Source organism: Falsihalocynthiibacter sp. CO-5D18 (assembly GCF_041205445.1).
In the GTDB taxonomy this organism is placed as follows: Bacteria; Pseudomonadota; Alphaproteobacteria; order Rhodobacterales; family Rhodobacteraceae; genus Falsihalocynthiibacter; species Falsihalocynthiibacter arcticus.
The window spans coordinates 257,616-283,260 of the sequence record NZ_JBGFCF010000004.1 but is presented as its reverse complement, the minus strand read 5'-3'; the positions used below and the strand labels follow the sequence as shown (position 1 = coordinate 283,260).

Annotated in this window: 25 protein-coding genes; 11 read left to right on the top strand and 14 right to left on the bottom strand. The window is 54.9% G+C overall.

Annotated features, from left to right (window positions below; all coding sequences use genetic code 11):
• Positions 1-65 precede the first annotated feature (65 nt).
• From AB9F27_RS07850 to AB9F27_RS07840, 3 genes are all read right to left on the bottom strand, one after another.
• Positions 66-1,418, bottom strand: coding sequence for a CmpA/NrtA family ABC transporter substrate-binding protein (locus AB9F27_RS07850; RefSeq protein ID WP_369757642.1), 1,353 nt, complete (start codon positions 1,416-1,418; stop codon positions 66-68).
• Between the two features lie 277 nt (positions 1,419-1,695).
• Positions 1,696-2,859 carry an ABC transporter substrate-binding protein gene (locus AB9F27_RS07845; RefSeq protein ID WP_335585638.1) on the bottom strand — a complete coding sequence of 388 codons (1,164 nt, stop codon included), beginning with the start codon at positions 2,857-2,859 and terminating at the stop codon, positions 1,696-1,698.
• Entirely contained in the window at positions 2,856-3,440 is a 585-nt protein-coding gene (locus AB9F27_RS07840; RefSeq protein WP_335585637.1) for an ANTAR domain-containing protein, read from the bottom strand. Before AB9F27_RS07840 ends, AB9F27_RS07845 begins: the two co-directional genes overlap by 4 nt.
• A 201-nt stretch (positions 3,441-3,641) precedes the next feature.
• Here AB9F27_RS07840 and AB9F27_RS07835 point away from each other — a divergent pair, with 201 nt between their 5' ends.
• Entirely contained in the window at positions 3,642-4,097 is a 456-nt protein-coding gene (locus AB9F27_RS07835) for a BrnA antitoxin family protein (RefSeq protein WP_335585636.1), read from the top strand.
• 198 nt (positions 4,098-4,295) lie between these two features.
• On the top strand, positions 4,296-4,910 hold the full coding sequence (locus AB9F27_RS07830) for a hypothetical protein (protein ID WP_335585635.1): 615 nt from the start codon (positions 4,296-4,298) through the stop codon (positions 4,908-4,910).
• A 111-nt stretch (positions 4,911-5,021) separates the two neighbouring features.
• On the opposite strand, the gene ettA is transcribed toward AB9F27_RS07830, so the two are convergent.
• Positions 5,022-6,677 carry an energy-dependent translational throttle protein EttA gene (ettA, locus tag AB9F27_RS07825; protein ID WP_335585634.1) on the bottom strand — a complete coding sequence of 552 codons (1,656 nt, stop codon included), beginning with the start codon at positions 6,675-6,677 and terminating at the stop codon, positions 5,022-5,024.
• 180 nt (positions 6,678-6,857) lie between these two features.
• Between ettA and AB9F27_RS07820 the strand changes: the two genes are divergently transcribed.
• The 5 genes from AB9F27_RS07820 to dacB all read left to right on the top strand — a co-directional run bounded on the left by AB9F27_RS07820 (position 6,858) and on the right by dacB (position 11,398).
• A complete protein-coding gene (locus AB9F27_RS07820; protein ID WP_335585633.1) occupies positions 6,858-7,358 on the top strand; it encodes a hypothetical protein in 501 nt (166 codons plus the stop codon).
• Between the two features lie 199 nt (positions 7,359-7,557).
• Positions 7,558-8,058, top strand: a complete 501-nt coding sequence (locus AB9F27_RS07815; RefSeq protein ID WP_335585632.1) for a hypothetical protein — start codon at positions 7,558-7,560, stop codon at positions 8,056-8,058.
• Between the two features lie 59 nt (positions 8,059-8,117).
• On the top strand, positions 8,118-9,149 hold the full coding sequence (gene mgrA, locus AB9F27_RS07810) for an L-glyceraldehyde 3-phosphate reductase (protein ID WP_335585631.1): 1,032 nt from the start codon (positions 8,118-8,120) through the stop codon (positions 9,147-9,149).
• A gap of 89 nt (positions 9,150-9,238) precedes the next feature.
• Positions 9,239-9,841 carry a nicotinate-nucleotide adenylyltransferase gene (locus AB9F27_RS07805; RefSeq protein ID WP_335585629.1) on the top strand — a complete coding sequence of 201 codons (603 nt, stop codon included), beginning with the start codon at positions 9,239-9,241 and terminating at the stop codon, positions 9,839-9,841.
• 66 nt (positions 9,842-9,907) lie between these two features.
• On the top strand, positions 9,908-11,398 hold the full coding sequence (gene dacB, locus AB9F27_RS07800; protein ID WP_335585628.1) for a D-alanyl-D-alanine carboxypeptidase/D-alanyl-D-alanine-endopeptidase: 1,491 nt from the start codon (positions 9,908-9,910) through the stop codon (positions 11,396-11,398).
• Here the strand turns inward: dacB and AB9F27_RS07795 are convergent.
• The gene (locus tag AB9F27_RS07795) at positions 11,395-11,817 is read right to left on the bottom strand and encodes a tellurite resistance TerB family protein (RefSeq protein WP_039004443.1); all 423 of its coding nucleotides are present in this window, start codon (positions 11,815-11,817) and stop codon (positions 11,395-11,397) included. The two genes, dacB and AB9F27_RS07795, sit on opposite strands and share 4 nt — an antisense overlap.
• 116 nt (positions 11,818-11,933) lie before the next feature.
• Between AB9F27_RS07795 and AB9F27_RS07790 the strand changes: the two genes are divergently transcribed.
• Positions 11,934-13,514 (top strand): lysine--tRNA ligase, encoded by a 1,581-nt coding sequence (locus AB9F27_RS07790; protein WP_335585627.1) that lies wholly within the window; start codon positions 11,934-11,936, stop codon positions 13,512-13,514.
• A gap of 67 nt (positions 13,515-13,581) precedes the next feature.
• Positions 13,582-14,004 (top strand): DUF4864 domain-containing protein, encoded by a 423-nt coding sequence (locus AB9F27_RS07785; RefSeq protein ID WP_335585626.1) that lies wholly within the window; start codon positions 13,582-13,584, stop codon positions 14,002-14,004.
• Between the two features lie 12 nt (positions 14,005-14,016).
• On the opposite strand, the gene panB is transcribed toward AB9F27_RS07785, so the two are convergent.
• On the bottom strand, positions 14,017-14,826 hold the full coding sequence (gene panB / locus AB9F27_RS07780; RefSeq protein ID WP_039004440.1) for a 3-methyl-2-oxobutanoate hydroxymethyltransferase: 810 nt from the start codon (positions 14,824-14,826) through the stop codon (positions 14,017-14,019).
• A 2-nt stretch (positions 14,827-14,828) separates the two neighbouring features.
• Entirely contained in the window at positions 14,829-15,677 is an 849-nt protein-coding gene (gene panC / locus AB9F27_RS07775) for a pantoate--beta-alanine ligase (protein ID WP_369757638.1), read from the bottom strand.
• A 126-nt stretch (positions 15,678-15,803) separates the two neighbouring features.
• Here panC and AB9F27_RS07770 point away from each other — a divergent pair, with 126 nt between their 5' ends.
• The gene (locus AB9F27_RS07770) at positions 15,804-16,787 is read left to right on the top strand and encodes a hypothetical protein (protein ID WP_335585624.1); all 984 of its coding nucleotides are present in this window, start codon (positions 15,804-15,806) and stop codon (positions 16,785-16,787) included.
• Between the two features lie 133 nt (positions 16,788-16,920).
• The gene (locus AB9F27_RS07765) at positions 16,921-19,410 is read left to right on the top strand and encodes an FAD-dependent oxidoreductase (RefSeq protein WP_335585623.1); all 2,490 of its coding nucleotides are present in this window, start codon (positions 16,921-16,923) and stop codon (positions 19,408-19,410) included.
• On the opposite strand, the gene AB9F27_RS07760 is transcribed toward AB9F27_RS07765, so the two are convergent.
• The 7 genes from AB9F27_RS07760 to AB9F27_RS07730 form a co-directional block, all read right to left on the bottom strand.
• Positions 19,407-19,742: a carboxymuconolactone decarboxylase family protein gene (locus tag AB9F27_RS07760; protein WP_335585622.1), complete on the bottom strand. Its 336-nt coding sequence runs from the start codon at positions 19,740-19,742 to the stop codon at positions 19,407-19,409. The two genes, AB9F27_RS07765 and AB9F27_RS07760, sit on opposite strands and share 4 nt — an antisense overlap.
• 129 nt (positions 19,743-19,871) lie before the next feature.
• On the bottom strand, positions 19,872-20,945 hold the full coding sequence (locus AB9F27_RS07755) for a BMP family ABC transporter substrate-binding protein (protein WP_335585621.1): 1,074 nt from the start codon (positions 20,943-20,945) through the stop codon (positions 19,872-19,874).
• Positions 20,946-20,966: 21 nt separating this feature from the next.
• The gene (locus AB9F27_RS07750) at positions 20,967-21,707 is read right to left on the bottom strand and encodes an ion transporter (RefSeq protein ID WP_335585620.1); all 741 of its coding nucleotides are present in this window, start codon (positions 21,705-21,707) and stop codon (positions 20,967-20,969) included.
• A gap of 7 nt (positions 21,708-21,714) precedes the next feature.
• The gene (locus tag AB9F27_RS07745) at positions 21,715-22,635 is read right to left on the bottom strand and encodes an ABC transporter permease (protein WP_335585619.1); all 921 of its coding nucleotides are present in this window, start codon (positions 22,633-22,635) and stop codon (positions 21,715-21,717) included.
• Entirely contained in the window at positions 22,635-22,985 is a 351-nt protein-coding gene (locus AB9F27_RS07740; RefSeq protein ID WP_335585618.1) for a hypothetical protein, read from the bottom strand. The genes AB9F27_RS07745 and AB9F27_RS07740 overlap by 1 nt, the downstream gene beginning before the upstream one ends.
• A complete protein-coding gene (locus AB9F27_RS07735; RefSeq protein ID WP_335585617.1) occupies positions 22,982-24,067 on the bottom strand; it encodes an ABC transporter permease in 1,086 nt (361 codons plus the stop codon). Before AB9F27_RS07735 ends, AB9F27_RS07740 begins: the two co-directional genes overlap by 4 nt.
• Positions 24,068-24,115: 48 nt before the next feature.
• Positions 24,116-25,636, bottom strand: coding sequence for an ABC transporter ATP-binding protein (locus tag AB9F27_RS07730; RefSeq protein ID WP_335585616.1), 1,521 nt, complete (start codon positions 25,634-25,636; stop codon positions 24,116-24,118).
• Positions 25,637-25,645 lie beyond the last annotated feature (9 nt).

Genomic DNA, 25,645 nt, shown 5'->3' with positions numbered 1-25,645 from the left:
CCAATCTGGCGTATAGTTTCAAGTGAAGAAACCCAGCTCCCTGAGGGGAGCTGGGGGAGGTATTTTTAATTAGTGATGCCGCTGGGCTGAACGGTTTGCTCGCCTTTGAGGCCGATGATCAGGCTGTCGATATAGGCGTTGGGGGTGCGCCCGTCATAGACAACGCCGTCGATGATATCGCCTTCGGGTGTCTCGACGCGGTAGCCATCAGTGTCCCATGGGAAGTCAGTTTCAGCTGCGAGATCTTCTTCAATCAAGAGCTTTGCTGCGGCGAGGTAAATCTCTGGTTTATAGATGCTTTTTGCTGTTTCATCGTACCAAGCATCGGATTTGCCTTCAGGTATTTGGCCCCATCGGCGCATTTGGGTCAGGTACCAAACCGCGTCGGAATAATAGGGGTACGTCGCGAAATACCGGAAGAAAACATTGAAATCAGGCACGTCGCGCACGTCGCCTTTTTCGTATTCAAATGTGCCGGTCATCGAGGCCGCGATCACGTCGTAATCCGCACCAACATAGTCAGAGCGCGACAGGATTTCCACCGCTGCTGGACGGTTGGCATTGTCGTTTGCATCCAGCCACATCGCAGCGCGGATGAGGGCTTTGGTGACGGCAAGTGTTGTGTTTGGGTTTTCTTCTGCGAATTCTGCTGTGATGCCGAAGACTTTCTCTGGGTTGTTTTTCCAGATTTCATAATCGGTCACAACAGGGACGCCGATGCCTTTAAAGACCGCCGCTTGGTTCCATGGCTCGCCCACGCAATATCCATGGATTGTACCCGCTTCGAGGGTCGCGGGCATCTGTGGCGGGGGGGTGACGGAGAGTAGAACATCAGCCGCGATTTGGCCGGAAACGTCGTCGGGTGAGTAATATCCCGGCTCAATCCCACCCGCAGCCAGCCAGTAGCGCAACTCATAGTTATGAGTAGAAACAGGAAAAACCATGCCCATTTTGAAAGGCTCGCCCTTGTCGGCGAACTCGGTAACAACAGGTTTCAACGAGGCGGCAGAAATTGGGTGAACGGGTTTGCCCGCGTCGTCCATTGGAACGTGTGGCAGCATCTTTTCCCAAATGGCATTGGAAACCGTGATGCCGTTGCCGTTCAAATCCATCGAGAAGGGGGTGATGATGTGGGCCTCTGTGCCATAGCCAATAGTCGCCGCGATAGGTTGCCCTGCAAGCATGTGCGCGCCGTCGAGTTGGCCGTCGATCACACGGTCTAGAAGCACTTTCCAGTTGGCTTGCGGTTCCAATGTGACATAGAGGCCTTCGTCCTCAAAATATCCAAGTTCGTAGGCCACTGCCAACGGAGCCATGTCCGTGAGTTTGATGAAGCCGATTGTAAGCTCATCTTTTTCGAGGTCCAGCATTTCAGCCCATGAGGGAGCCGCGAGGGCAAAGCTCGTCGCCACGGCCATGCTAAGTGCATATTTCATCGAATAATTCCTTCTGTATTGCGCCCCCGATAATGTTGGAGGAAGGGGCAAGAACGAAAAAAGCCGCACGATTCAAGAGACACGGGAGGACATGTCAGAAGAATCGAGCGGCTTTGCTCATGTCGTCCATCGCTGGACGGTATTGACTAAGCGGCGTTGCTCAGCGTTGGTCTATTTGTACGCGGGTTGCTGCGGTGCGGCGAGGCTTTGTGGCCGAATTTTCCGTCAAATTCTGCGACTGCATAATAAATGGGCGCAATTAGGCGTTGAGGTCGAAAATTTCGCCATCAAAGAATGCATCTGGCCCCAGAATCATCTCTCCACGGGTTGAGGCAACGAGCGTTGGAGCAGCAAGGGAGCCCTCCAGTTTTTCAGAGGCTGCGGGCATGTCCACCCCCAGGCCTTCAAGGTTGTGGCGGTATAAATCTGTGCGAAAACAGTTGCGTGCAACCGAACGAGCATGAACGGGGTCAAGACTGTACCGCTTAGCTAATCGCGTCGCGATCCATGCGGCTTGGCTGCGCCACGGGAAATTTGCGGCGGTTCCGTGGAACTGTTGGAACTGTGGAACGTATTGGGGTTGAGCGTTGCGCGTCGGGGCAATTTGCCCTGTCAATGCGCGGTCAATCAGGTGTTCGGGGAGGTCGAGGTATTCTGCGCTTGCGAGGAGGTCGGCGGCGACCATACGGTTGGACGGGTCTTCGAGCCAGCAGGCGGCTTGATAGGTAGCGCGCATCAGGGATTTGGTTTCTTCGGGGTGGTTTTGTGTCCAGTCGTGGCGGGTTGCGAGGACTTTTTCGGGGGCGAAATTCCAAATGGCAGAGCCGGGAAGGATGAGTTCGGCAACACCTTGTTCGACGGCGAGGGACCCCCAAGGTTCTCCAACACAAAAGGCATCGATTTCATCATTGGCGATGGCGTCGGGCATGCGGGGAGGAGGGACGACTTTGATGTCGAGGGCACGCTCTGGGAGGCCGAGGGCGCTGAGCCAGTGGTGTAGCAGTTCGACGTGCATAGCGAAGGGAAAAGGGATGCCCACCCGCAGGGCTTCGCCCGCGGATTTGATCAGGTGAAGGCCCGTCTCGCGCGGGGCTTGGAAGGCCCCACTCCAGCCGTTGCCGCGCATCTTCTGCGCCAGTTTTGGTGCAACGCCGATGTTATTGCCATTGACCGAAAGCACCATCAAAACATCAATTTTTACTGGGAGATTCCCAAGATTTAGCGAGGTGGCGATGGGCGTAGGCGAGAGCATTTGCGCCGCGTCGACTTGCCCTAGGGCGAGACTATCGCGGAGGGAGGACCAACTGGGATGTTTCACCAGATTGAGCTTGAGAGCGTTGGCGCGAGCGAAGCCGAGCTCGTGGGCGACGATGAGGGGGGCGGAGTCAACGAGGGGGACGAAGGCGCAGGAGAGGGGGGTCATTTGAGGAGCTCGCTGGCGGTGACGAGGGCGTGGGCGATGTCGGCGGTTTTACGGCCTTGGTTCATCGCGGTTTTGCGCAGGAGGGCGTAGGCTTCTTCTTCGGAAATGCCCTTGGCGGCGATCAGGAGTCCCTTGGCGCGGTCGATGGTTTTGCGTTCGGCCAGCGCGGCCTTGGCGGCGTCGCGTTCATTGCGGATTTGCGAGACCATATTGAAGCGGGCGATGGCCGCGTCGAGGATGGGTTTGATGCGATTTTTTGTAAGGCCGTCAACGACATAGGCGGAAAGGCCCGCGTCGATTGCGGCTTTGGTTAGCTCGGGGTCGGAGCGGTCTACGAACATGGCGACGGGGCGTTTATTGGCCCCTGAGGCGAGGGAGAGACTTTCGAGGGTGTCGCGGCTGGGATTGGCGATATCGACGAGGACGACGTGAGGGTCTAGCTCGCTAAGGCGTTGATTTAAGGAGGTTTCATTGCCTAGGATGGTGATGGTGAAATCGCCCGCGTCGCAGAGTCCGTCGACGATCATGCGGGCACGCTCGGGATCGGATTCTAGGATGGTTATGCGCAATTTTTGGGCCATATCACGGTGTAGACACGGCGCGCGCGAAGGGACAGATAGGGCGAGATATGGGTGCGGGGGATTGCGGGGTTGTGGGCGAAAATCGGGCAAAAAGGGGCGTGTTGCATGATTTTTGGGCGCTGTCTTAACGCGGTGTGGCAACGGCAAAAGGCGGGGCGTTATTTGCATATGTTTTACATATGATTTCCATAGGGGCGGGATGTGCGGCCGCAGGTTTGCGCGGGCGTTAACGATTTGGTGGGAGGATGGGGCCATATTTTACACAAAATGGAGGCCGCGATGGTCACGCCACACAACAAAAATACTCGGGATAGGATTGAGCCTGCGTCGGATCGACGGGCGACGAAGGAACAGCATCGGCACGTGCGGATGGCGAAGAATACGCTGGCGCGGGTGAGTACGGCGGTGCGGGCGGCGGAACTGCGGCGCGAATTTATCCCAGAGGATTGGGAGGAGATTTCAGAGGCGTTTGGCTTTACGCCGCGCAATGCGCGGGTGACGCTTTTGCTGGAGGAACCTGTGCTGAAATACTACCGCGCTTATGGGGCGGGGTATCAGAAGGTGATGAATGATGTGCTGGCGCTGTTTGCGGAGTTGCGGTTGAGCAAGGTGATCGAGGCGCGGGAAGATCGGGATGAGGAGGGACGGGCGGTTTGAGGATCTGTTCGATTCAAGCAGTATGAAAGCTCGACTGTGCGGGTCTTAGTTTAAGAACGAGAAAACTGAATGGAATTGTGCTATAGTCTCATCAACCTTTCCGCAGGTTTCAAAGAGTAGGGGCGACAATTATCGAGGTAGGCAACGGCATTTCTTAAGGGCAGTATTTTTGTGAACAACAATTATTAGGAGAATAGTATGACTACTCCAAGATATATGATGGTTACTGTTGCTGCCTGTAAGCAGCCCTTTGTGGGGCAAGCCCTTAAACTTCTGTCCAAACTCTGTAGAGAATTAAAGAGCGATGCCGGAGCGCTGACCACACGGTTCGGAGTTCTCGCGACGGGCGAGCAAACTGGGCAATTGATCTTGTTTCAGAGTTACGAAGAGCTGAACGGTATTGATGGAGCCTTTAATGTTTATGCAAAATCGGCAGCCTATAAAGAGCTTGTGGCAGACGGAAATGTCTCGGTTACGCTCCGCAATATACTGAAAATAGAGGACCTTGGATTGTCCAAAACCTCTATGGAGGTTCCTGCCTACGGAGTGGTGACTCGGTGGGGATGCAAGGATTTGAAACTAAAGGCAATGAGCGCTGAAGTTCCGCACTTTGAGAAAAACGGAGCTATGATCATGCGCTATTGCACCATATTAACAGGTCCGGCAGCCGGGCGTCGTTTGTTGGCAGTGGGGTATCCGTCTATGGATTCTATCCAAAAAACATACGAGGCTTTGCGTGCAAGCAAGGGGTATAGCGCTCTCATGAGCGAGTTCGATCTGGATTGGCGAAATGTCATTCGGATGGAGGGGTAGGTATAGCCTGTAGCGGATTGCAACGCGGCTATTTTGAAACTCCAGCGGAGTGCGCAGGCAGGTTTGTTGCCAAACCCGCTGCCGCGCCCCCGTTACTTTTGCTTTGCAAGATCAACGTACGAATTTTTTATGCTTCATCCGCGTAGGCTCAAGGGCATTCGCCCCCAAACGACGTTTTTTGTCTTCCTCATAATCCTCGAAGTTGCCTTCGAACCATTCCACGTGGGCGTCGCCTTCGAAGGCTAGAATATGCGTACAGATGCGGTCGAGGAAGAAGCGGTCGTGGGAGATGACGACGGCGCAGCCTGCGAAATCGACGAGGGCGTCTTCGAGGGCGCGGAGGGTTTCGACGTCGAGGTCATTGGTTGGTTCATCGAGGAGGAGGACGTTGCCGCCTTCTTTTAGGAGGCGCGCCATGTGGACGCGGTTGCGTTCGCCGCCCGACAACATGCCGAGTTTTTTCTGTTGATCGCCGCCTTTGAAGTTGAAGGAGGAGCAGTAGGCGCGGGCGTTGACTTCGGCGTCACCGAGTTTGATGATTTCGCCGCCGTCGCCGATGGCTTCAAACACGGTGGCGTTTGGATCAAGGTCGTCGCGGTTTTGGTCGACGTAAGAGAGTTTGACGGTATCGCCGAATTCAACTGTGCCCTCGTCGGGTTTTTCTTGGCCGGTGAACATGCGGAACAGGGTGGTTTTACCCGCGCCGTTGGGGCCGATCACGCCGACGATGCCACCGGGGGGCAGGGCGAAGCTGAGGTCCTCAACAAGGAGTTTGTCGCCCATGGCTTTTTTGAGGCCTTCGACTTCGATCACTTTGGTGCCAAGGCGGGGGCCGTTGGGGATGATGATCTGGGCTTTGCCGACTTTTTCACGCTCGGATTGATTGGCGAGGTCGTTGTAGGAGTTTATCCGCGCTTTGGATTTGGCTTGGCGAGCTTTTGGTGATTGACGCATCCATTCGAGTTCGCGCTCGAGGGTTTGTTGCTTGGATTTGTCTTCTTTGGCTTCTTTTTCAAGGCGTTTTGCTTTTTGCTCAAGCCAAGCGGAGTAGTTGCCCTCGTAGGGGATGCCTGCGCCGCGGTCGAGTTCCAAGATCCAGCCTGTGATGTCGTCGAGGAAATAGCGGTCGTGGGTGACGCAGAGGATGGTGCCTTTGTAGTCGATCAGGTGTTGTTGGAGCCAAGCGATTGTTTCGGCGTCGAGGTGGTTGGTTGGCTCATCGAGGAGGAGCATATCGGGGGCTTCGAGGAGGAGTTTGCACAGGGCGACGCGGCGTTTTTCACCACCGGAGAGGGTGGAGACATCGGCGTCATCGGGGGGGCAGCGCAGGGCTTCCATGGAGACGTCGATTTGGGCGTCGAGGTCCCAGAGGTTTTGGCTGTCGATCTCATCCTGAAGGGCGGCCATTTCTTCGGCGGTTTCTTCGGAGTAGTTCATCGCGAGTTCGTTGTAGCGATCAAGGATGGCTTTTTTATCGGCGACACCGAGCATCACGTTGCCGCGCACGTCGAGGGTTTCGTCGAGAGTTGGTTCTTGGGGGAGATAGCCGACGCGGGCGCCTTCTGCGAGCCATGCTTCGCCAACGAAATCCTTGTCCATGCCCGCCATGATGCGCATGAGGGTCGATTTACCCGATCCGTTGGAGCCAACGACACCGATTTTCACGCCGGGAAGGAAGTTTAGACGGATGTTTTCAAAACACTTTTTACCACCGGGGTAGGTTTTGGAGACTCCGTCCATGAAGTAGACATATTGATAAGCGGCCATGAGGGTTCTCCGAGGTAAAGGTGGGTTGGCTTTTCGTATAGTTTGTGGGGGTTGAGGGCAAGGGGGCAAAGGGTTTGCGGGGCGAGGGAGAAAAAAGTTTGATCAGCTGCCGGTCGGGGAGTAGGGTCGCTGTGTGGCGGCCTATTGCTGCCAATGGGCGCGTATTAAGGGAAAATTATTATGTCCGTGTTTAAAATTATATCCGTAGCTGCACTCGTTTCAATGAGTGTAACCGGTGCCTTTGCTCAAAATCGTTTTGAAGGAGTTGTCTCCGTTGCGGGGTGGAATATTTGGAAAGATCTCGAAGCTAAAACCTGTTTTATGGAACGCAAGGATGACTTGAATAACGTTGTGCAAATGGGGCGGACGACTGACAATTTATTTGACTATGTCGGGGTGTTCACCCAAACAGAAATTGGCCTTAAAGACGGCGAAATTCAAGAGATTCAAATCGTCGTCGGCGATCATTCTTATAAAAGTAAATCCAAAAGCGTTCGTGGGAAATTAAGCAACGGTTACATGGGGCGCTATTTCTTGTATGACAACGAACAACTCGCAGAAGATATTGCACAACAATATGTTATGTCTGTTTTTTCGGGAAGATCTTACACGCTAGAGATCAATCTGGATGGGACGATGAGGGGCATGGAAGCCGCACGTAAGTGCATGGCGAGCTTCTAGAACCCGCGCGTTTTAGAAAATGGTGGCCCTTCTGTATGTGGGGCCATTTTTATGTCGGAGGAGCGGTGTACAGCGCCACTATTTGCCCGACTAACTGGCGAGCATTCCCTTTTGGCTCTAGACTTCAACCACCGATACCCACTACGAATTCCTCTGACCCAACATTGTTTTGGGGTGCATTCTTAAAAAGGAATATAAAATGATCCCATTGAAAAATCTCGCAATGGCCGCGGCAGTGACATTAACTGCGACGCAAGCTTATGCCGCGGATGAATTCGCCTTTTATGAAACGGTCGAGGGGTGGAATATCTTTGAAGATATCGAAAAACTCTCCTGCTTTATTGAAAAAGCGGATTCAGACGGAAATGTGGTCCAAATGGGCCTAACTGAGGACCGCGCAGTTGGGTACCTCGGCGTTTTTACCACACAAGAAACCAACATCGTAGCGGGCGAAACAAGTGAGATTGGCATCTTGATTGGTGACAATATTTACCTTGGCGAAAGCACAGGGATGCGCGGAAATATCACCGACGGATATTCGGGCGGATACATCCTTTCGGACGACCCGCAATTCGTGACAGACCTCATGCAGCAGTATGAAATGACTGTGTTTCCAGAGTCGGAATTTGCCTTTACGATCAATCTCGACGGCACGTTAAAAGCCATCGAAGCGGCGAAAACCTGTAACGCCAGCCTGTAATAAATCATGCCTTAGGGGGGTAATCCCCTCCTGAGGCTGCTCAAATAAAGGATATTTTCATGGGCTATACCCCTGCTGAAAACCGCTATGAAAAAATGCAATACCGCCGCTGTGGAAAATCCGGACTAAAGCTGCCAGCGCTGTCGCTTGGCCTGTGGCACAATTTTGGCGGCGACACGCCGCATGAGACCAAGCGCGCCATCCTGCAAACGGCGTTTGACAACGGCATCACCCACTTTGATTTGGCGAATAATTACGGCCCCCCTCCCGGCTCCGCAGAGACCGCGTTTGGCGAAATTATGCGCGAAGATTTCGCGGGATATCGCGACGAGATGATCATTTCGAGCAAGGCGGGGTATCTGATGTGGCCCGGCCCTTACGGCGAATTCGGCAGCCGCAAATATCTGGTGTCGTCCTGTGATCAGAGCCTCAAACGGATGGGACTTGATTACGTCGATATCTTCTATTCACACCGTTTTGATCCCGAAACACCGCTCGAAGAAACTATGGGCGCATTGGATTACATCGTGCGGTCGGGGCGCGCGCTTTATGCAGGGATTTCGTCGTATAACTCGGAAAAAACCCGCGAAGCCGTGGCGATTTTGAACGATCTGGGTACGCCCTGTGTGATCCACCAACCCTCGTATAATATGTTCAACCGCTGGGTGGAAACCGATGGTTTGAAGGACACGTTGCAGGAATTGGGCGTCGGATCGATCGCGTTTACGCCGCTGGCACAGGGGATGTTAACCAAGAAATATATTGGCGGTATTCCAGAAGGCAGTCGCGCGACACAGGGCAAATCTCTTTTGCCAAGTCACTTGAATGAAAACACTTTTGCGAGCATCAAATCGCTCAATGAAATGGCCGAAGGTCGTGGGCAAACGCTGGCGCAAATGGCGATTGCATGGGTTCTGCGCGGGGGCGGCATCACGACGGCGCTCATCGGCGCGAGCAAGCCGAGCCAAGTGATTGATTGCGTCGGGGCGGTTGAAAATCTCGACTTTACCGATGCGGAATTGGTGGAAATCGACCGTCTTTCGGGCGAAGCCAATATCAACCTTTGGGCCAAGTCGTCATCGACCGATTAGGCGCTATTTGAGATGTGTTCACATCGGTCGCAAGGCAGCTTGCGGCCGTTTTTTGTTTGAGTTTCGGTGGTTTAAGGGTAGAGACCCCTATGCGGTATGATATTCCCTCTGCGCGCGCTGGTGCGAAAATCGGATTGCTGGGAGGGTCGTTTGATCCGCCCCACGCGGGGCATGTGCATATTTCACGCGCGGCATTAAAGCGGTTTGGTCTGGATGAAGTTTGGTGGTTGGTGTCGCCGGGAAATCCGTTGAAATCCACCGGACCCGCCCCGATTGCGCGGCGTATGGCGGCGGCAAATGCGATGATTACGCACCCGCGGATCAAGGTGACGGATTTTGAGGCCCAAGCGGGCACCCGCTATACCGCGGCGACGCTCAAGGTGTTGTTCGCGGAATATCCTAAGGTGGATTTTACATGGCTTATGGGGGCGGATAACCTCGCGGAATTCCACCTTTGGGGGCAATGGGACTGGATCATGAAAAACGTACGCGTGGGGGTTTTGGCGCGTCCGAGAGATCGGTTGCGGGCCCTGTGCAGCCCGACTGCGCGACGGTTTCGCACCGCGCGTTTGCCGGAAAGCGAGCGGATGTTGCTTGCAAAGGCGCAGCCCCCTGCGTGGTGTTTTGTGAATTTGCCGATGGTGGATATTTCGTCGACGCAACTGCGCGCCAACGGTGGTTGGAAACGCTAGCGCGCCATTGGCGATTACTGTATTCAAGCGCTTGTTTCGCCGCCAATCTGAGGGTTATATGATTTTATGAGTCAGCATTTTTCAAGACGATTTATCCTCGCCGGATTGATGAGCGGCAGCGCGGTCCTTGCACAGGCCGGCGCGCCAGAAACGTCGCTATTTCCACCTGTAAAACCCAAAAATTTCGCGAAATCCGTCGCTAACCCGACTGAGCGGATTGTTGCGGGCGCGGGTTTTAGCGGCGACGTCGGATTTGTGGTGGCGGATGCGACGACGGGCGAGATTTTAGAAAGCCGCAACTCAGGTTTGGCGATGCCGCCTGCGTCGGTGGCGAAGGCGATCACGGCGCTTTATGCGCTGCAGGCGCTGGGTTTGGGGTATGAATTTAGCACACGATTGGTGGCCACGGGACCGATTTCCAACGGCATTTTGAACGGCGATTTGGTGCTTTTGGGGGGTGGCGACCCGACCTTGAACACGGATGCCTTGGCGGTGCTAGCGCAGGGGTTGAAAAACGCAGGGGTGCGAGAGGTGACAGGGGATTTTCTCGTGCATTCGGCGGTCCTGCCCTATGTGCGCTCGATTGATAAAGAACAGCCCGATCACCTTGGGTATAACCCCGCGGTTTCGGGGCTGAACCTGAATTTTAACCGCGTGCATTTTGAGTGGAAACGGGCCAATTCGGGCTATTCCGTCGCGATGGACGCCCGTAGCGACAAATACCGTCCCGAGGTTCATATGGCCAAAATGGTGGTCAAAAAACGCGCGACGCCGATTTATACCTATGCGGACGGTAAAGACAGTGAGCAATGGACGGTGGCGAGTGGCGCGCTGGGGGACGGGGGGAGCCGTTGGCTTCCGGTGCGCAAACCCGAGCTGTATGCGGCGGATGTTTTTAGCACAATGGCGCGTTCGCAAGGTATCAAATTGGGCAAAGAACGTGCGACCGCGACCCTGCCAAAAGGGTCCGTGATCGCGCAGGTGCAAAGCGAGAAATTGCAGTTGATTGTACGCGATATGTTGAAATATTCGACCAACATCACAGCGGAGGTCATCGGCCTTTCGGCGACCCGTGGGCGGGGCATTTCTCCGCGCAACCTTGCGACCTCGGGCGCCAAAATGTCAAGCTGGGCGGGGCCTGCGCTGGGGATGAACACGGCGAAATTTGTCGACCACTCAGGCTTGAGCGGCGATTCAAGAGTTCCCGCGAGCGAGATGGTCTCGGCCCTTGTTGCGGCCAAACCCAATGGCGCATTGCACGGATTGATGAAAAATATCGTCCTGAAGAGTCCCGACGGGAAAAAGCTCAACAATGCCCCAGCGACAGTGCGCGCCAAAACCGGAACCCTCAATTTTGTCAGTGCTTTAGCAGGATATATCACCCTGCCTAATGGACGGGTTTTAGCCTTTGCGATTTTCACAGCAGACCTTAAAAAGCGGACCCAGATCGGCAAAAGCGAACGTGAACGGCCCGCTGGAGGCCGCGCATGGGCGCAGAACTCCCGTAAAATGCAACAGGAATTACTGCAGGGTTGGGCGCGAACCTACGCCAGTTAAAGCGTGGTGTGGCGCGCGCGGCTTCCGCGCTCAATGGCGGCAGCATGCAGGCGATCAAGATCAAGCTCGTAGCGCATTTCTTCTAGAATGCGCAGTTCTTGATCGGTGAGTTTTCCGTCCGAGGCAGCAACATCGCAAGCGAGCGCATAAGCGGTTTCAAACAGTTTTTCGTCCAAGCTTTCGCGGATCAAACCAAACAGCGCGTCGAGGCCGTCTTCTTCGGTAAAAAGGTCAAGCACGGTTTTAGAAATGCCCGCCATACGGTCTTGGTCAAAATCCGCAAAAACGGGTAGGTGATTCACAATCCGTTGGATGGTTACAAGTTCGGATGTGCGGATGTTTTCATCGCTTGCAGAAACAGCAATCATCATTGCGACAAGGGCGTCCTGATGACTCCAAGAGTGGGTAAAATCGTTCATGTGAGATCTCCGATCTACGTGTTTTCGTGTGTAGAATATTGACGCAGCAGGTGGGGCGCAATAGGAGACAGGGTGGATGAGGCATTGGGCCTCATATTAACGAGACGAGTGTTGAAATGTCTGATCTGCGCGAAACTGCGATGAGTTCGAAAGCCTGGCCCTTTGAAGAAGCGCGTCGGGTTTTGAAACGCTATTCCAAGCAGCCGCCCGAGAAGGGATATGTGTTGTTCCAAACCGGCTATGGCCCGTCGGGATTGCCGCATATCGGGACCTTTGGCGAGGTTGCGCGCACAACAATGGTGCGCCGCGCGTTTGAACAGATCAGTGATATTCCAACCAAACTTTTGTGTTTCTCGGACGATATGGACGGTTTTCGCAAGGTGCCGACCAATGTTCCGATGCAGGAAGAATTGAAGCAAGACCTGAATTTGCCGCTGACAAAAGTGCGCGATCCGTTTGGCACGCACGCCGGTTTTGCCCAGCATAATAACGCCCGTCTGTGTGATTTCCTTGATAGCTTCGGGTTTGAGTATGAGTTTGCCAGCTCGACCGAGTATTACACCTCGGGGCGTTTTGACGAGGCGTTGCTGCAGGCCTGTCGGGTCTATGACAAGATCATGGCGATCATGTTGCCAACCCTTGGTGCGGACCGTCAGGCGACCTATTCGCCGTTCCTACCGATCTCGCCGTTGACGGGGCATGTTTTGCAAGTTCCGATGGTGGAAGTGAACGCCGAGAAGGGCACGGTGACCTATGATGAGCCAACCGGCGAGCGCATTGAATTGGCGGTAACTGGCGGCAATGTGAAGATGCAATGGAAGCCTGATTGGGCGATGCGTTGGGCGGCCCTTGGCGTTGATTACGAGATGTCGGGCAAAGATTTGATTGATTCGGTGACGCAGGCGACGAAAATTTGCCGCGCGTTGGGGGCGCAACCGCCCGAATGTTTGACCTATGAGTTGTTTAATGACGAGTTGGGCCAGAAGATTTCCAAGTCCAAGGGCAATGGGTTGTCGATGGAAGAGTGGCTGAAATATGCGGCGCCTGAATCGTTGCAATATTTCATGTTCCAGAAGCCAAAAACGGCCAAACGGTTGCATTTTGATGTGATCCCGAAGGCAGTAGACGAATACCACCAGCAGTTGCGGGCCTATGGCGATCAGGACGAAAAAGCGCGCCTGTCGAACCCCGTTTACCACATGCATGGGCATAAAGTTCCAGCGTCAGATATGTTGGTTCCGTTTGCGATGTTGCTTAATTTGGCGTCGGTTTCGGCGGCCGAAGATAAGGCGCAGATGTGGGGCTTTATTCAGCGTTATTCGCCGGAAGCAACGCCCGAGAGCAACCCTGCGATGGATGCGGCCGCTGGATTTGCGGTGCGGTATTACAACGACTTTGTGAAGCCAGCCAAGACCTATCGTTTGGCCGAGGGCACTGAGATTGCTGCGTTTGCGGATCTTGCGGGGCGGTTGAAGACCTGGGAGGGCGGCGCGGATGCGGATGCGCTTCAGACTTTGGTGTTTTCGGTGGGCAAAGAGCACGGGTTTGAACAATTGCGAGACTGGTTCAAAGCGCTTTACGAAGTGTTGCTGGGCGCGAGCCAAGGGCCACGGTTTGGGGGCTTTATCGCCCTGTATGGTGTGGACGAAAGCATCACGTTGATTGAGGACGGTTTGGCGGGGAAACTCGCCACGTAACGAAATCGTGACTTGGCGCGAGGCCTTTGAAGGCGCATCCTTGCGGTGTGTCTTTACAGGTGAAATTATGCGTTTTCTAAAGATATTGGCGATTGCCGCGGTTATGAACCCTCTTGTGGCGCAGGCCCAAGTCGGAGATCAAGCGCGCGCTTATGGTGCCTTGGAACGCACCGTTTTGGGGCAGATGGAAGCGTTTCGCGACGGCGACCTGACGGCTGCATTCGAGTTTGCATCGGACGATATTCAGCGTTATTTTGGCAGTCCAGAAGTGTTTGGCATGATGGTTGCGCGCGGGTTTTCCATGGTTGTGGATCCCGAGGATGTGACGTTCCTTGATAACCGGCCCGAAGGCCGATCCGTTTGGCAGAAGGTGCTCGTGAAGTCCAAATCGGGCGAAAGTTTTGTGCTGGACTACGAATTGGTGCCAGACAGCGAAGGTTGGAAAATCAACGCTGTGTTACCTGTTCCAGCCACCGGATTATCTGCCTAGGCTTCCCACATATTAACGATAGATTTCATCCTCACTTGGGAAGGCACGGGATTTGACATCCGTGGCATATTCCTCAACCGCTTTTTCGATCATTTCTCCCAAGTTGCCGTAAACCTTGACAAATTTCGGGGTCCAAGGCGAGAGGCCGAGCATATCTTCGAGCACAAGGATTTGCCCATCACACTCTGCAGACGCGCCAATTCCGATGGTTGGAATGGGGATTTGCTTGGTGATTTTGGCCGCCAAAGGCTCGACCATCCCCTCAAGCACAACCGCGAAGGCGCCCGCGTCGGAAACGGCTTGGGCGTCGGCCTCGTGGGCGGCCCATGTGTCCTCATCGCGGCCTTGGGTTTTGAAGCCGCCCATGACGTGGCTGGATTGGGGGGTGAGGCCAATGTGGGCCATCACGGGAATGCCGCGTTCGGTGAGGAAGCGGATGGTTTCGGCCATGCGCGCGCCGCCCTCTAGTTTGACCGCGCCGCACTGTGTTTCTTTCATAATTTTGGCAGCATTTCGGAAGGCCACACTTGGGCTTTCCTCGTAGGAGCCAAAGGGCATATCAACCACCACGAGCGCTTTCTGCGTGCCTTTTACTACGGCGCGACCGTGCATAATCATCAGGTCAAGCGGCACGCCGACCGTACTTTCCATTCCGTGCATCACCATCCCCAAACTGTCGCCAACAAGGATGAAATCGGCGTGTTTGTCGACGATGGCCGCCGTGTGGGCGTGGTAGGATGTGAGGGAGACAATCGGGTCGCCGCCTTTGCGCGCGGCGATTTGGGGGACAGTTGTGCGACGGGTCTTGACTTGTTTAGACATGGCTACCTCGGGGTTGCAACGCGTTGATCAATAAGGAGAATGTCACCAAATTGGACGGAAATCATGATGGCGGTTGGATCTGTGATGGGCCCGCTAATTGGGGCAAGAGTTTCATCATCGACGATATCGAGCCCCTCAAGCGTGCCTCGCGGCTGGGTTGCGATTGTGGCACGGATGCTCTTGGCGAGGTCCGAAACCGTGGTTCCAGACTGCACCGCTTTTTCGGTCACATCAAGCGCTTGGGACAGAATGACGGCGGCGGCGCGGTCGGCAGGCGTTAGGCGGGTGTTGCGCGATGACATGGCTAGACCGTCTGCCTCGCGGATTGTGGGGACGGGCAGGATTTTGATCGGCATGTGCAGGTCGCGCACCATTTTGCGGATGACTTGGAGCTGTTGGTAATCCTTCTCGCCAAAGGCGGCAACATCGGGACCGATGATGTTGAAAAGCTTGGTGACGACGGTGGCGACACCGCGATAATGCCCCGGACGCACAAGGCCGTGTAGCATATTGGCAAGTACAGTGGTCTCGACGATGGTTTCCGCCCCATCGGGGTAAATATCGTCAACCTGCGGCATGAACACTGCCGCGACGCCCGCCGCCTTGAGAAGGGCGAGATCGGCGTCTTCGGTGCGGGGATATTTCGCCAGATCAGCCGCGTCGCCGAATTGGGTTGGATTGACGAAAATTGTTGCAATCACGTTGTCCGCGTGGCGGGCCGCAGCCTTGACGAGGGCGATATGTCCTGCGTGCAGCGCGCCCATGGTGGGAACGAGACCGACGGTTTTTCCCTCCGCGCGCAGAGACGCCACATACGCGCGGATTTGCGGGATTGATCGACAAATTTCCATTGGTGCCCCCGTTTCTCTTGGTTGGCGGAACCATAGCTTTCACGCTGCAACGCGGCAAGTCGCTTGCGCTGAAAACACGAATATTCCCCCGCGCGGCCACAATTTGCCCAAGTTGGGAGGGCATTTGTGGAGGGTATTTTACCGGAGTCCGTCATGCAGCGCGCCTTTCTAGTTGTTTTTGCCTTTATTGCCCTTTCGATGACGTTTGGGTTTGATTTTTTCCAACGCCAGCAGATTGCGAAGGCGACAGGGGAAACCTATGGGGTGTCGGAGTATTTCGCCTCTGCGAAGGCGCGGTATGCAGCGTTCAAAAATGACCCGATAACCTATGATATTGATGACTACGCCCCTAATCCCGCGGATTGGGAAAAACGCGTGTGGACAGTAGGCGATGGCGACCTGTTTTTTGGCCCGCAAAAACCCCTGACTGCGGACCAACTTGCGCAGTTAGAGGCGGTAAAAGATGTAGACAATAATCCGTTTGTGAAGCTTATGCAGGCGGATCTTGAGCGCGGATTAAAAAAAGGCACTTGGGTTTATGAGAAGGGTGACACGATGATCGCGCTTGAGTTGCGGTTCATTCCCGCGCGCCTTCAGACCATGGTTGGCGGCGAACAGTTGAATATGATGCAGGACATGATGCGGATGACTGAAATCAAGAGCGATTTTGCCCGTGTGGGGGGCGTGTTGTTTCAGGAAACCACGCGGGCGGATGAGGCCTTTAGCCGAGAATTAACGGGACATATTGGCCGGCAGATTGATATTGTTTTGCGGGCAATTGGGCCGAGTTCCGATATTTTAACCTTGATGGCGGACATCAATTTTGACGGGTTGAACGGGATGGTAGAAACCCCCATCGAGGGCGTTGGCAATATGCAAGAGATTGCGTTTTTGGCGATGGACAAGGAGCAGGAAGCGGCAGAAAGTCCGAGTGTTTACGCCGCAATGGCCCTGAAAATTCAGGCGATGCTTGCCGCGCGAGTCGTCGAGCAAGTCGAAACGGAGCAGGACGTGGTCGCCCCCAATACCGAGAAGCCAAAAGTACGCCGTTTGGGATCAGGAAGCTGCAGCGGGAGCTCCTTTAAGCGGTGTGTTGCCCGCACAAATTGAGCCGTTTTGAGTGGAAAAATAACCTGAAGCCGACCTTTCAGAAACGGGGGTCGGTTTTTGCATTTATTGCGTCGGAAGAAGGGCGTAAAATCCGCAAGGATAGGCCAATGTGGCGGTCAAAGGAGTGCGCGTTATGAAAACCCATGTAAAAGCTTTGGTTGTTGGCGGCGGAGTCGTTGGAACCTCGATTGCCTATCATTTGGCGCGCGCCGGTTGGGACGACGTGATGTTGCTCGAACGCGACGAATTGACTAGTGGGTCGACGTGGCATGCGGCGGGGCTTTTGCCGTATTTCAACATGTCGTTTGCCACGACCCATATCCATGATTACTCGATCAAGTTCTATAAAACGCTGGAGGAAGAGACCGGATTGAACGCTGGATTTTCCGTTGTGGGGAACCTTCGGATGGCGCAATCAAAGGCGCGGATGGATGAGTATATGCTCTATGCATCGACGGCGGAAACCTGTGGGGTGCCCTATGAATGGATGACGCCCGCGCAGGTCAAAGATCGTTGGCCTTTGGTGCGGACCGATGATCTTGAAGGCGCGATTTTTCACCCAACGGACGGCTATATTAACCCCGCCGACGTGACGATGGCGATGGCCAAGGGCGCGCGGCAACGGGGCGTTGTGATTGAGCGGCGTTGGCAGGTTGATGGCTATCGTTGGGCGGGGTCCGAGTGGATTGTGACCTGTACGAAAATGGTTGAGCGGGGCGGGAATTTGGTGCCGTCGGAGGAGCAGATTGAAATTACCGCCGAGCATGTTGTGACGGCGACGGGAAACCATGCGCAACGCACGGCGCGCCTTTTGGGGATTAAGATTCCGGCGATTCCGGTGGAGCATCAGTTCATTGTGACCGAGCCCGATGCGGCGCTTGTTGAGTATCGCAAAACCCACGGCGAGCATCCTGTTTTGCGCGATGCGGATGCCAAATGGTATGTGCGCGAGGAGCGCGGTGGCTGGATTTTGGGGCCCTATGAAGAGGGGGCTCCGGCGCGGTTTGAATATGGCGTTCCGGACAGTTTCCGCGCCGATCTGTTCCCGCTGGATTTGGAACGGATTGAGGAAGAATACCTGAGCATGATCCACCGCATTCCGTCGTCGGAAACGGTCGGTTTGAAAGATGATTTCAACGGGCCGATTTGTTATACACCCGACGGAAATCCGTTGATTGGGCCTGCGCCGGGACTGCGCAATATGTGGCTTGCTGAAGGGTTTAGTTTTGGCATTACGGCGGCTGGCGGGGCGGGTAAATACCTCGCGGACTTGATGGTGGAGGGCGAGGCCGAGATCGATATGGCGAGCCTTGATCCCAAACGATTTGGCAGTTGGATGACGACCGAATATGCGGCGCGTAAGAACGAAGAGGCCTATGACCACGTTTATGTGTTGCACCATCCCGATGAGGAGCGCCCAGCAGCGCGGCCCTTGCGGACCAGTCCCGCCTATGATCGGCAAAAGGCGGCGGGTGCGCAATTTGGACATGTGAACGGATGGGAGCGGCCAAACTACTTTGCGCCGCTAGAGTTTAGCGACCATGACGCGCGCAGTTTCCGGCGTGGGGGCTGGTGGCAATATGCGGTTAAAGAGGCGAAAGCCATGCGCGAAGGCGTTGGAATGATTGACGCTTCTGCCTTTACCAAACATGTGGTGAAGGGCGCGGGGGCGACGGCATTTCTGGATTGGTTTACCTGTAATAAGTTGCCACGGGTTGGACGGATCAACCTGACTTATGCCCTGACGAGCCATGGCACTGTGCGCACGGAATATACCATCGTACGCGAGGCCGAGGATATTTATCACCTGATTTCTGCGGGAGCTTGGACCTCCTATGACAGCGACTATTTGCGCAAAGCGGTGGAGGATAAAGAAGCCGAGTTTGGCCGCATTGAGGTGCAAAACACCACCACGCAGACAGGGGTTTTTGCCCTTGCGGGACCACGTTCGCGGGACTTGCTCAAGAAGCTGGTGAATGACGCCGACCCCGAGGCGTTCTTTATGAACAAGAACTTCCCGTGGCTTTCGGCCAAGCCGATTGAACTCAAAATGTGCCCTGTGATGGCGATCCGTGTGGCCTATACCGGCGAACTTGGGTGGGAGTTGCATCACCCGGTTGAGATGCAGAATTACCTCTATGATTTGCTTATGGCGGCGGGCGAAGAATTTGGCCTCAAGCTGGTGGGCGCACGGGCGCAGAACTGGCTTCGGCAGGAGAAATCCTATCGCGCGTTCGGGACGGAATTGGGCCGTGATGCCACGCCGCAAGAGGCGGGGTTAGATCGGTTTATTGATCTGGAGAAGGATTTTTACGGCAAGGATGCGATGCTCAAAACCGGTATTCGCAGCCAATGTGTGACGCTGTTGATTGAGGGGCCTGAGGATGCCGATCCGTGGGGGCGCGAAGTGCTCTATGCGGGGGATGTGCGGGTTGGGCGGCTGACGTCTGGTGGGTATTCTGTGGCCTTTGGGAAAAGCATCGGCATGGGGTATGTGAAACCTGAACACGCCGAAGTTGGCAACAAACTGAAGGTCAAAATGTTTGATCAATTGTGGGACGCCGAGATTGTCGAAGACAGCCCCTACGACCCCTCAAATGCGACGATCCGCCAGAACGGTTAGGCGGTCATTTGGTCCCAGCAGTCCAAGGCTTTGGACGCATACATCAGGGACGGGCCGCCGCCCATTTGCAACGCCATGCCAAGCACATCCGCGACTTCTTCGCGGGTGGCGCCGCATTTGATGAGGGCCTCGATGTGAAAGCCGATGCAAGGCTCGCAACGTTCCGCGACGGAAATGCCAAGGGCAACAAACTCTAGTGTTTTATCGTCGACGTGTTGGCTTGATTTCGCGGCCTTTGTGAGGGTACTAAAACCTGCAGAGGTTTCCGGAACAGCGGCGTTAAAGCTGCGGATATTACGCTTCATCCCGCCCGTGAAATCTTTCCAGTCCATACGAATTCCTTTTGCTGATGTTTCTGGTTTTAAACATGAGAAAGTGTAGCGACACTTTGATCCAGAACAAGACAAACGCAAAAAGCCCGAGGTTTCCCCCGGGCTTTTTCTCATCCGATTGAGCCGTTTTTAGTTAGGTAGTTCTGCATCAATGCCTTCGACATAGAAGTTCATGCTTGCAAGGTCGCCATCATTGGCAGTTTCGCCTTCGGCGAGCCAAGGGGTGCCGTCCTGTTTGTTCAAAGGTCCTGTGAACGCGTGGTAGGAGCCATCCGCAAGCGCGTCTTTGAGGGCATTGGCTTCGTCCTGAACAGGTGCTGGAAGTACGTCAGTGAAGTCGCCGATTTTTACCATGCCAGAACCGATACCATTCCATGTATCAACGCTTTCCCATGTACCGTCGATAACCGCTTGTGTGCGCTCAATATAGTAGGGCGCCCAGTTGTCGATGATAGAGGAAACACGTGGCGACGGAGCGTATTGGCCCATATCAGACGCTTGACCGAATGCGATAACGCCTTCGGTTTCGGCGGCTTTTGCCATTGGAGCGGTGGAGTCTGTGTGCTGCATGATCACGTCAACACCTTGCTCGATGAGCGCGGCGGCGGCGTCTGCTTCTTTTGCAGGATCAAACCATGAGAAAACCCAAACGACTTTCATTTCGACTTCTGGGTTTACCTTTTTAGCGTGGATATAGGCGGAGTTGATGCCGCGAATAACTTCAGGAATCGGGAAGGACGCGATATAGCCGATCTTGTTGGATTTGGTCATGCGACCCGCAATGGTTCCGATGACGGCGCGGCCTTCGTAGAAACGTGCGCCATAGGTGGAAACGTTTGGATGCGCGCGGATATAACCTGTTGCGTGCTCAAACTTAATATCAGGGAATTTGGCCGCAACATTGTTTGTTTGGTCCATGTAACCAAAGGATGTGGTGAAGATCAAGTCGTGACCGGACAGCGCCATTTGCGTTAGAACGCGTTCAGCGTCGGGGCCTTCAGCAACACTTTCAACGAAGGTTGTTTCGACTTGGTCGCCAAAATGGGCTTCGACTTCTTTGCGCGCTTGATCGTGCTCATATGTCCAGCCGCCATCGCCTGGCGTGCCGACGTAGACAAAGCCAACCTTTGTGGTGTCGGCCATGGATGGCAAAGCAACGCCGAGCGCGAGCGCCGCAGTTGCGAGTGTTTTCATTAGTTTCATTTAGGTACTCCCCTAGTGGACTTAAGTTTTTGGTTTCTTCTTCGACGGGTGCCGTGGGTGGATATTGGTTTCCACCTCAAGCAAGGCCGTGGTGACAATCGCGGCCGGAACCGCAACAACACCTAGACCGATAAACAGTATAAAACTGGTAAAGACTCGACCCCCAAGCGTTATGGGAACCATATCGCCGTATCCCACCGTGGTAAAGGAGGCGATGGCCCACCAGAAGCTATGCGGAATAGAGGAGAAAACATCGGGTTGAGCTTCGTTTTCAAAGACATAGATCCCCACCGCGCTGACGTAGAGCATGATGACGGCCAAGACCACAAACAGCAGCAATTCGTCGCGGACTTCGTCGAGGGCATGGGCCAATCGATCAAGCGCACGAGAGCTGCGAAACAGTTTTAACAGGCGCAATGCCCGCAACAGTCTAAAGCTGCGTAGGACCGCCCATTCGGGTTTGACCACCGAGAGAATGGGCAAGCAGGACAACAGATCAATGATCCCCCAAAAGCTGATCGCATAGCGCAGTGGGTTGGGCGAACAAATGAGGCGCGTCAGGTATTCCAAAGTGAAAACTACCAGTACGAACCACTCGACGATACTGAGCGTCGTGTAGAGCGCAGGCGAGAGGCCGGGCATGGTTTCCAACGCAATTGCTGCCGCAGAAACACCGATCACGACGTTCAGAAACCACGCAACCGAAGTTCCGAACGCGGGGTCAGTTCCGTCAAGAATATGGATAATTTTCGCGCGGGTCATAGAGGCCTTAGGAGGTCGCGTGGAAGGATTTACCAAGGGACGCTGGGGCTGCCGAGGAACTGCGGGAAATCAAGACCAGAACGATGATTGTGATAATATATGGGCTCATCGACAGGTACTCTACCGGCACCGGTATTCCGGCGACCTGAAGGTTGAGTTGTAGCACGGTGATGCCGCCAAACAGGTAGGCGCCAAAGAGGACACGCTGGGCTTTCCAGCTGGCAAATACCACAATCGCAAGGGCGATCCAACCAGCCCCCGCAGTCATGCCGTCAGTCCATTGCGCGACCCGCACCAGTGAAAGATGCGCGCCGCCAAGGCCCGCACAAGCGCCGCCAAATGCAATGGCAGCGAAGCGAATGCGCACGACTTTATAACCAAGTGCGTGAGCGGCGTCGTGGTTTTCACCAACAGCCCGAAGGACAAGCCCCATGCGCGAATATTTCAGGAAGGCCCAAACCGCGACGAGCAGGAAGAGCGAGAAATAGACGATGGGATCATGCGAAAAGAGCACGCGGCCAAAGAACGGGAGATCCGACAAGACAGGGATGTCGAGTTTTGGGGTTACAGGCGGGCGCGCCTCGGCAAAGGATTGCCCGATGAGGGCCGAGAGGCCGAGGCCAAAGAGCGTGAGCGCAAGGCCCGTCGCCACCTGATTGGACATGAGCTTGAGTGTCAGGAACGCGAAAATCATACTGAGGGCGGCGGAGGCCGTAGCGGCAAAGATGAACCCAAGCAAAGGGCTTCCGGTCGTGTAGGCCACGGCAAAACCCGAGACGGCCCCCGTGATCATCATCCCCTCGACGCCGAGGTTCAGAATGCCCGCTTTTTCCACCACCATTTCGCCAATAGCGGCAAGAAGGATCGGGGTTGCGGCGACCATAAGGGACGCCAAAAGCGCTGCGAAATTAACGGACGAGAGATCCATTATGAAACTCCTTTAAGGATGAGCGTCGTGAGCAGGTAGCCCGTGAGGCTCCCGATGAGGAAGATTGACCAGACAAACGCCGAGAGGCGGCGCGTGGCGGGATCGGGTTCAGGCACAATGATGGGCAAGCGAAACCAGTCGGCAAAATTGCGCAGCATTGTGTGTCCAAACATGGTGGTGCCAACGTAAACAAAGATCATTCCGCTCAGCCAGATTGGGCCAGTGAAAAAACCCATCCCAAGCTGTACAGCAATGGCGCGCCCCATCGTGCCAATCAATCCGCCAAACAAAAGAAAGATGACGAGCGTGAATATACGCGGCCAGAAATCAGGGTTGTGGGCGGGTGTCATACGGTTTCCGATTTCCCGATGCGGACGCGGAAATTAGTGAAAACATCCATCGCCAAGAGGAAGAACAACAGCATCCCTTGGAACACCTGTATCGCGGCGGCGGGAAGGTTGAGCATGAGCTGGGCCAATTCCCCTCCAATATACGTGAGCGCCAGCAAAAGCCCTGCAAACAGGATGCCGACGGGATGCAGACGCCCGAGGAAAGCCACGATAATGGCGGTAAAGCCATAGCCTGCGGCAAAGCTAGTGTTGAGCTGACCCGACGGACCAGCAACCTCAAAAATACCAGCGAGGCCTGCGGTGAGACCAGAAATCCCCATACAAATGATGATCAGAAGTTTTGGACGCACGCCCGAAAACCGTGCCGCGCGGGGACTTTCACCCGTAAGGCGGATTTGAAATCCAAGCAGGTGGCGATTGAGCAGAATATAGGCGGCGATCACAGCGACAAAAGCCGTCAGAACCCCCCAATGCATGCCCGTTCCAGAAATAAGTTCCGCATTATAAACGGCAGGATATTGTTGGAAATTCCGTGAGCCGGGAAACCCCATGCCGTCAGGGTTACGCAGAAGGCCTTGAGAAACAGAGGAAAGTTCGTTGACGGCCACATAGACCAACATGAGCGACACAAGGATTTCGTTGGTTCCGAATTTGGTCTTGAGGAGGGCGGGAATCATAGCCCAGAGAAAGCCACCGACCGCTCCCGCAAGCACCATTAAAGGGAAGACATACCACGCATCCAATGGGTAAAACGCGAGCCCAACTGAGGCACCACAGATCGCGCCAATAATATATTGCCCCTCGGCGCCAATGTTCCAGATGCCTGCGCGAAACCCGATAGAGAGACCGATAGCAATGAGGATCAAAGGGCCGGCCTTAACCAGCAATTGTGGGCGCGAATAGGCGGCAAAATCGGGATGAAACAGCGGATCCCAAAAGATGGTGCGGATGACGATGAAGGGGTCTTTGCCAAGGAAAGCAAACAGTATACCGCCGGCGATCATGGTTAAGAGAACGGCGATAATAGGGGTTACCAGAGTCCACGTGCGTGACGGGGTGGGGCGTTTTTCGAGACGGATCATTGGTGGGGCCCATTTCCTGTGAGTTTGGTTTGTGCGTGGCAGCGAGCGTTAAACATGAGCGGCCTCCATCCCGTGTGCGCCGCCCATCATTAAGCCGATTTCGTCGACCGTCAGACCCTGTACGGGGCGTGGATCGGAGAGACGGCCTTCGTTGAGGGCAGAGAAATTGTCGGAGATTTCCATAAGCTCATCGAGGTCTTGCGAGATGACAATGACCGCCGAGCCTGTGGCTGCGAGATCGAGCAACGCTTGGCGAATATCGGCGGCGGCGGCGGCGTCAACACCCCATGTGGGTTGGTTAACAACAAGCACGTCCGGACGTTGGAGGATTTCGCGACCCACGACAAATTTCTGGAGGTTGCCACCCGAAAGGGCGCGCGCGGCATTATTTGGGCCGGGCGTGCGGACGTCAAAATCGGCGATGATTTTTTCGGCAAAACTTCGTGCCGCGCCCCATTTTATGAAGCCGCGATTGGTCAGGCCTTCGCGAATGGCCCCTGTCATGAGTGCGTTTTCAATGAGGGACATGTCGGGGGCGGCGGCGTGGCCGAGGCGCTCTTCGGGGGCGGTAAGAATGGCGAGCTTGCGGCGTGCGTTCGGCCTCATATGTTGGACTTCTGTTCCATTGACCAAAACGGCGCCTTTGCTAGGGCTGGTTTCGCCCGAAATCGCTGCGAGTAACTCGTCTTGGCCATTGCCCGCGACGCCGCCAATTCCGAGAATTTCACCCGCGTGTACCTTGAACGATACATCCTTGAGGGCGGTTCCAAAGGCGGTGGGGGCACGCATGGACAGGTCGCGCACTTCGATTACAACGTCTTTGAAGTCGTGGGGAACGCGCTCGGGGGTGTGGAGCGTTTGGCCCACCATCATTTCCGCAAGTTCGCGGGAGGTTTTTTCGCGCGGATTACAAATATCGACGACTTTTCCAAGGCGCAGGATTGTAGCGCTATCACAAAGGCTGCGAATTTCGTCGAGCTTGTGGGATATATACAGGATCGACGTGCCCTCGGACGAGAGTTTACGCAGGGTTTCAAACAAGATATCGACTTCTTGCGGGGTCAAAACCGAAGTTGGCTCATCCATGATCAGGATTTTGGGATTTTGCAGAAGACAGCGAATGATTTCAACGCGCTGGCGCTCGCCCGCTGAGAGTTCTCCGACAATACGTTCAGGATCAAGCGGCAGACCATAGAGTTCGGAAACTTCGCGGATGCGGACGCTGAGTACGTTTTGCTTGGGCGGGTTTTCCATGCCTAAGGCGATATTTTCCGCCACCGAAAGCGCGTTGAAAAGCGAGAAATGTTGAAACACCATCGCAACGCCAGAAGCGCGTGCGGCGCGGGGTTCGGCGGGGGTATAAGGCGCGCCCGAGAGTTCCATATAGCCACTATCAGGACGCACAAGCCCGTAGATCATTTTCACGAGGGTTGACTTCCCCGCGCCATTTTCCCCAAGCAAAGCATGCACTTCACCGGCTTTGATCGAAAAGGAGACATCGCTGTTGGCAATCACCCCGGGATAGGCTTTGGTCAGCCCGTTGACCGATAAGAGTGTGTCTTGTGTCATGTCATCTTC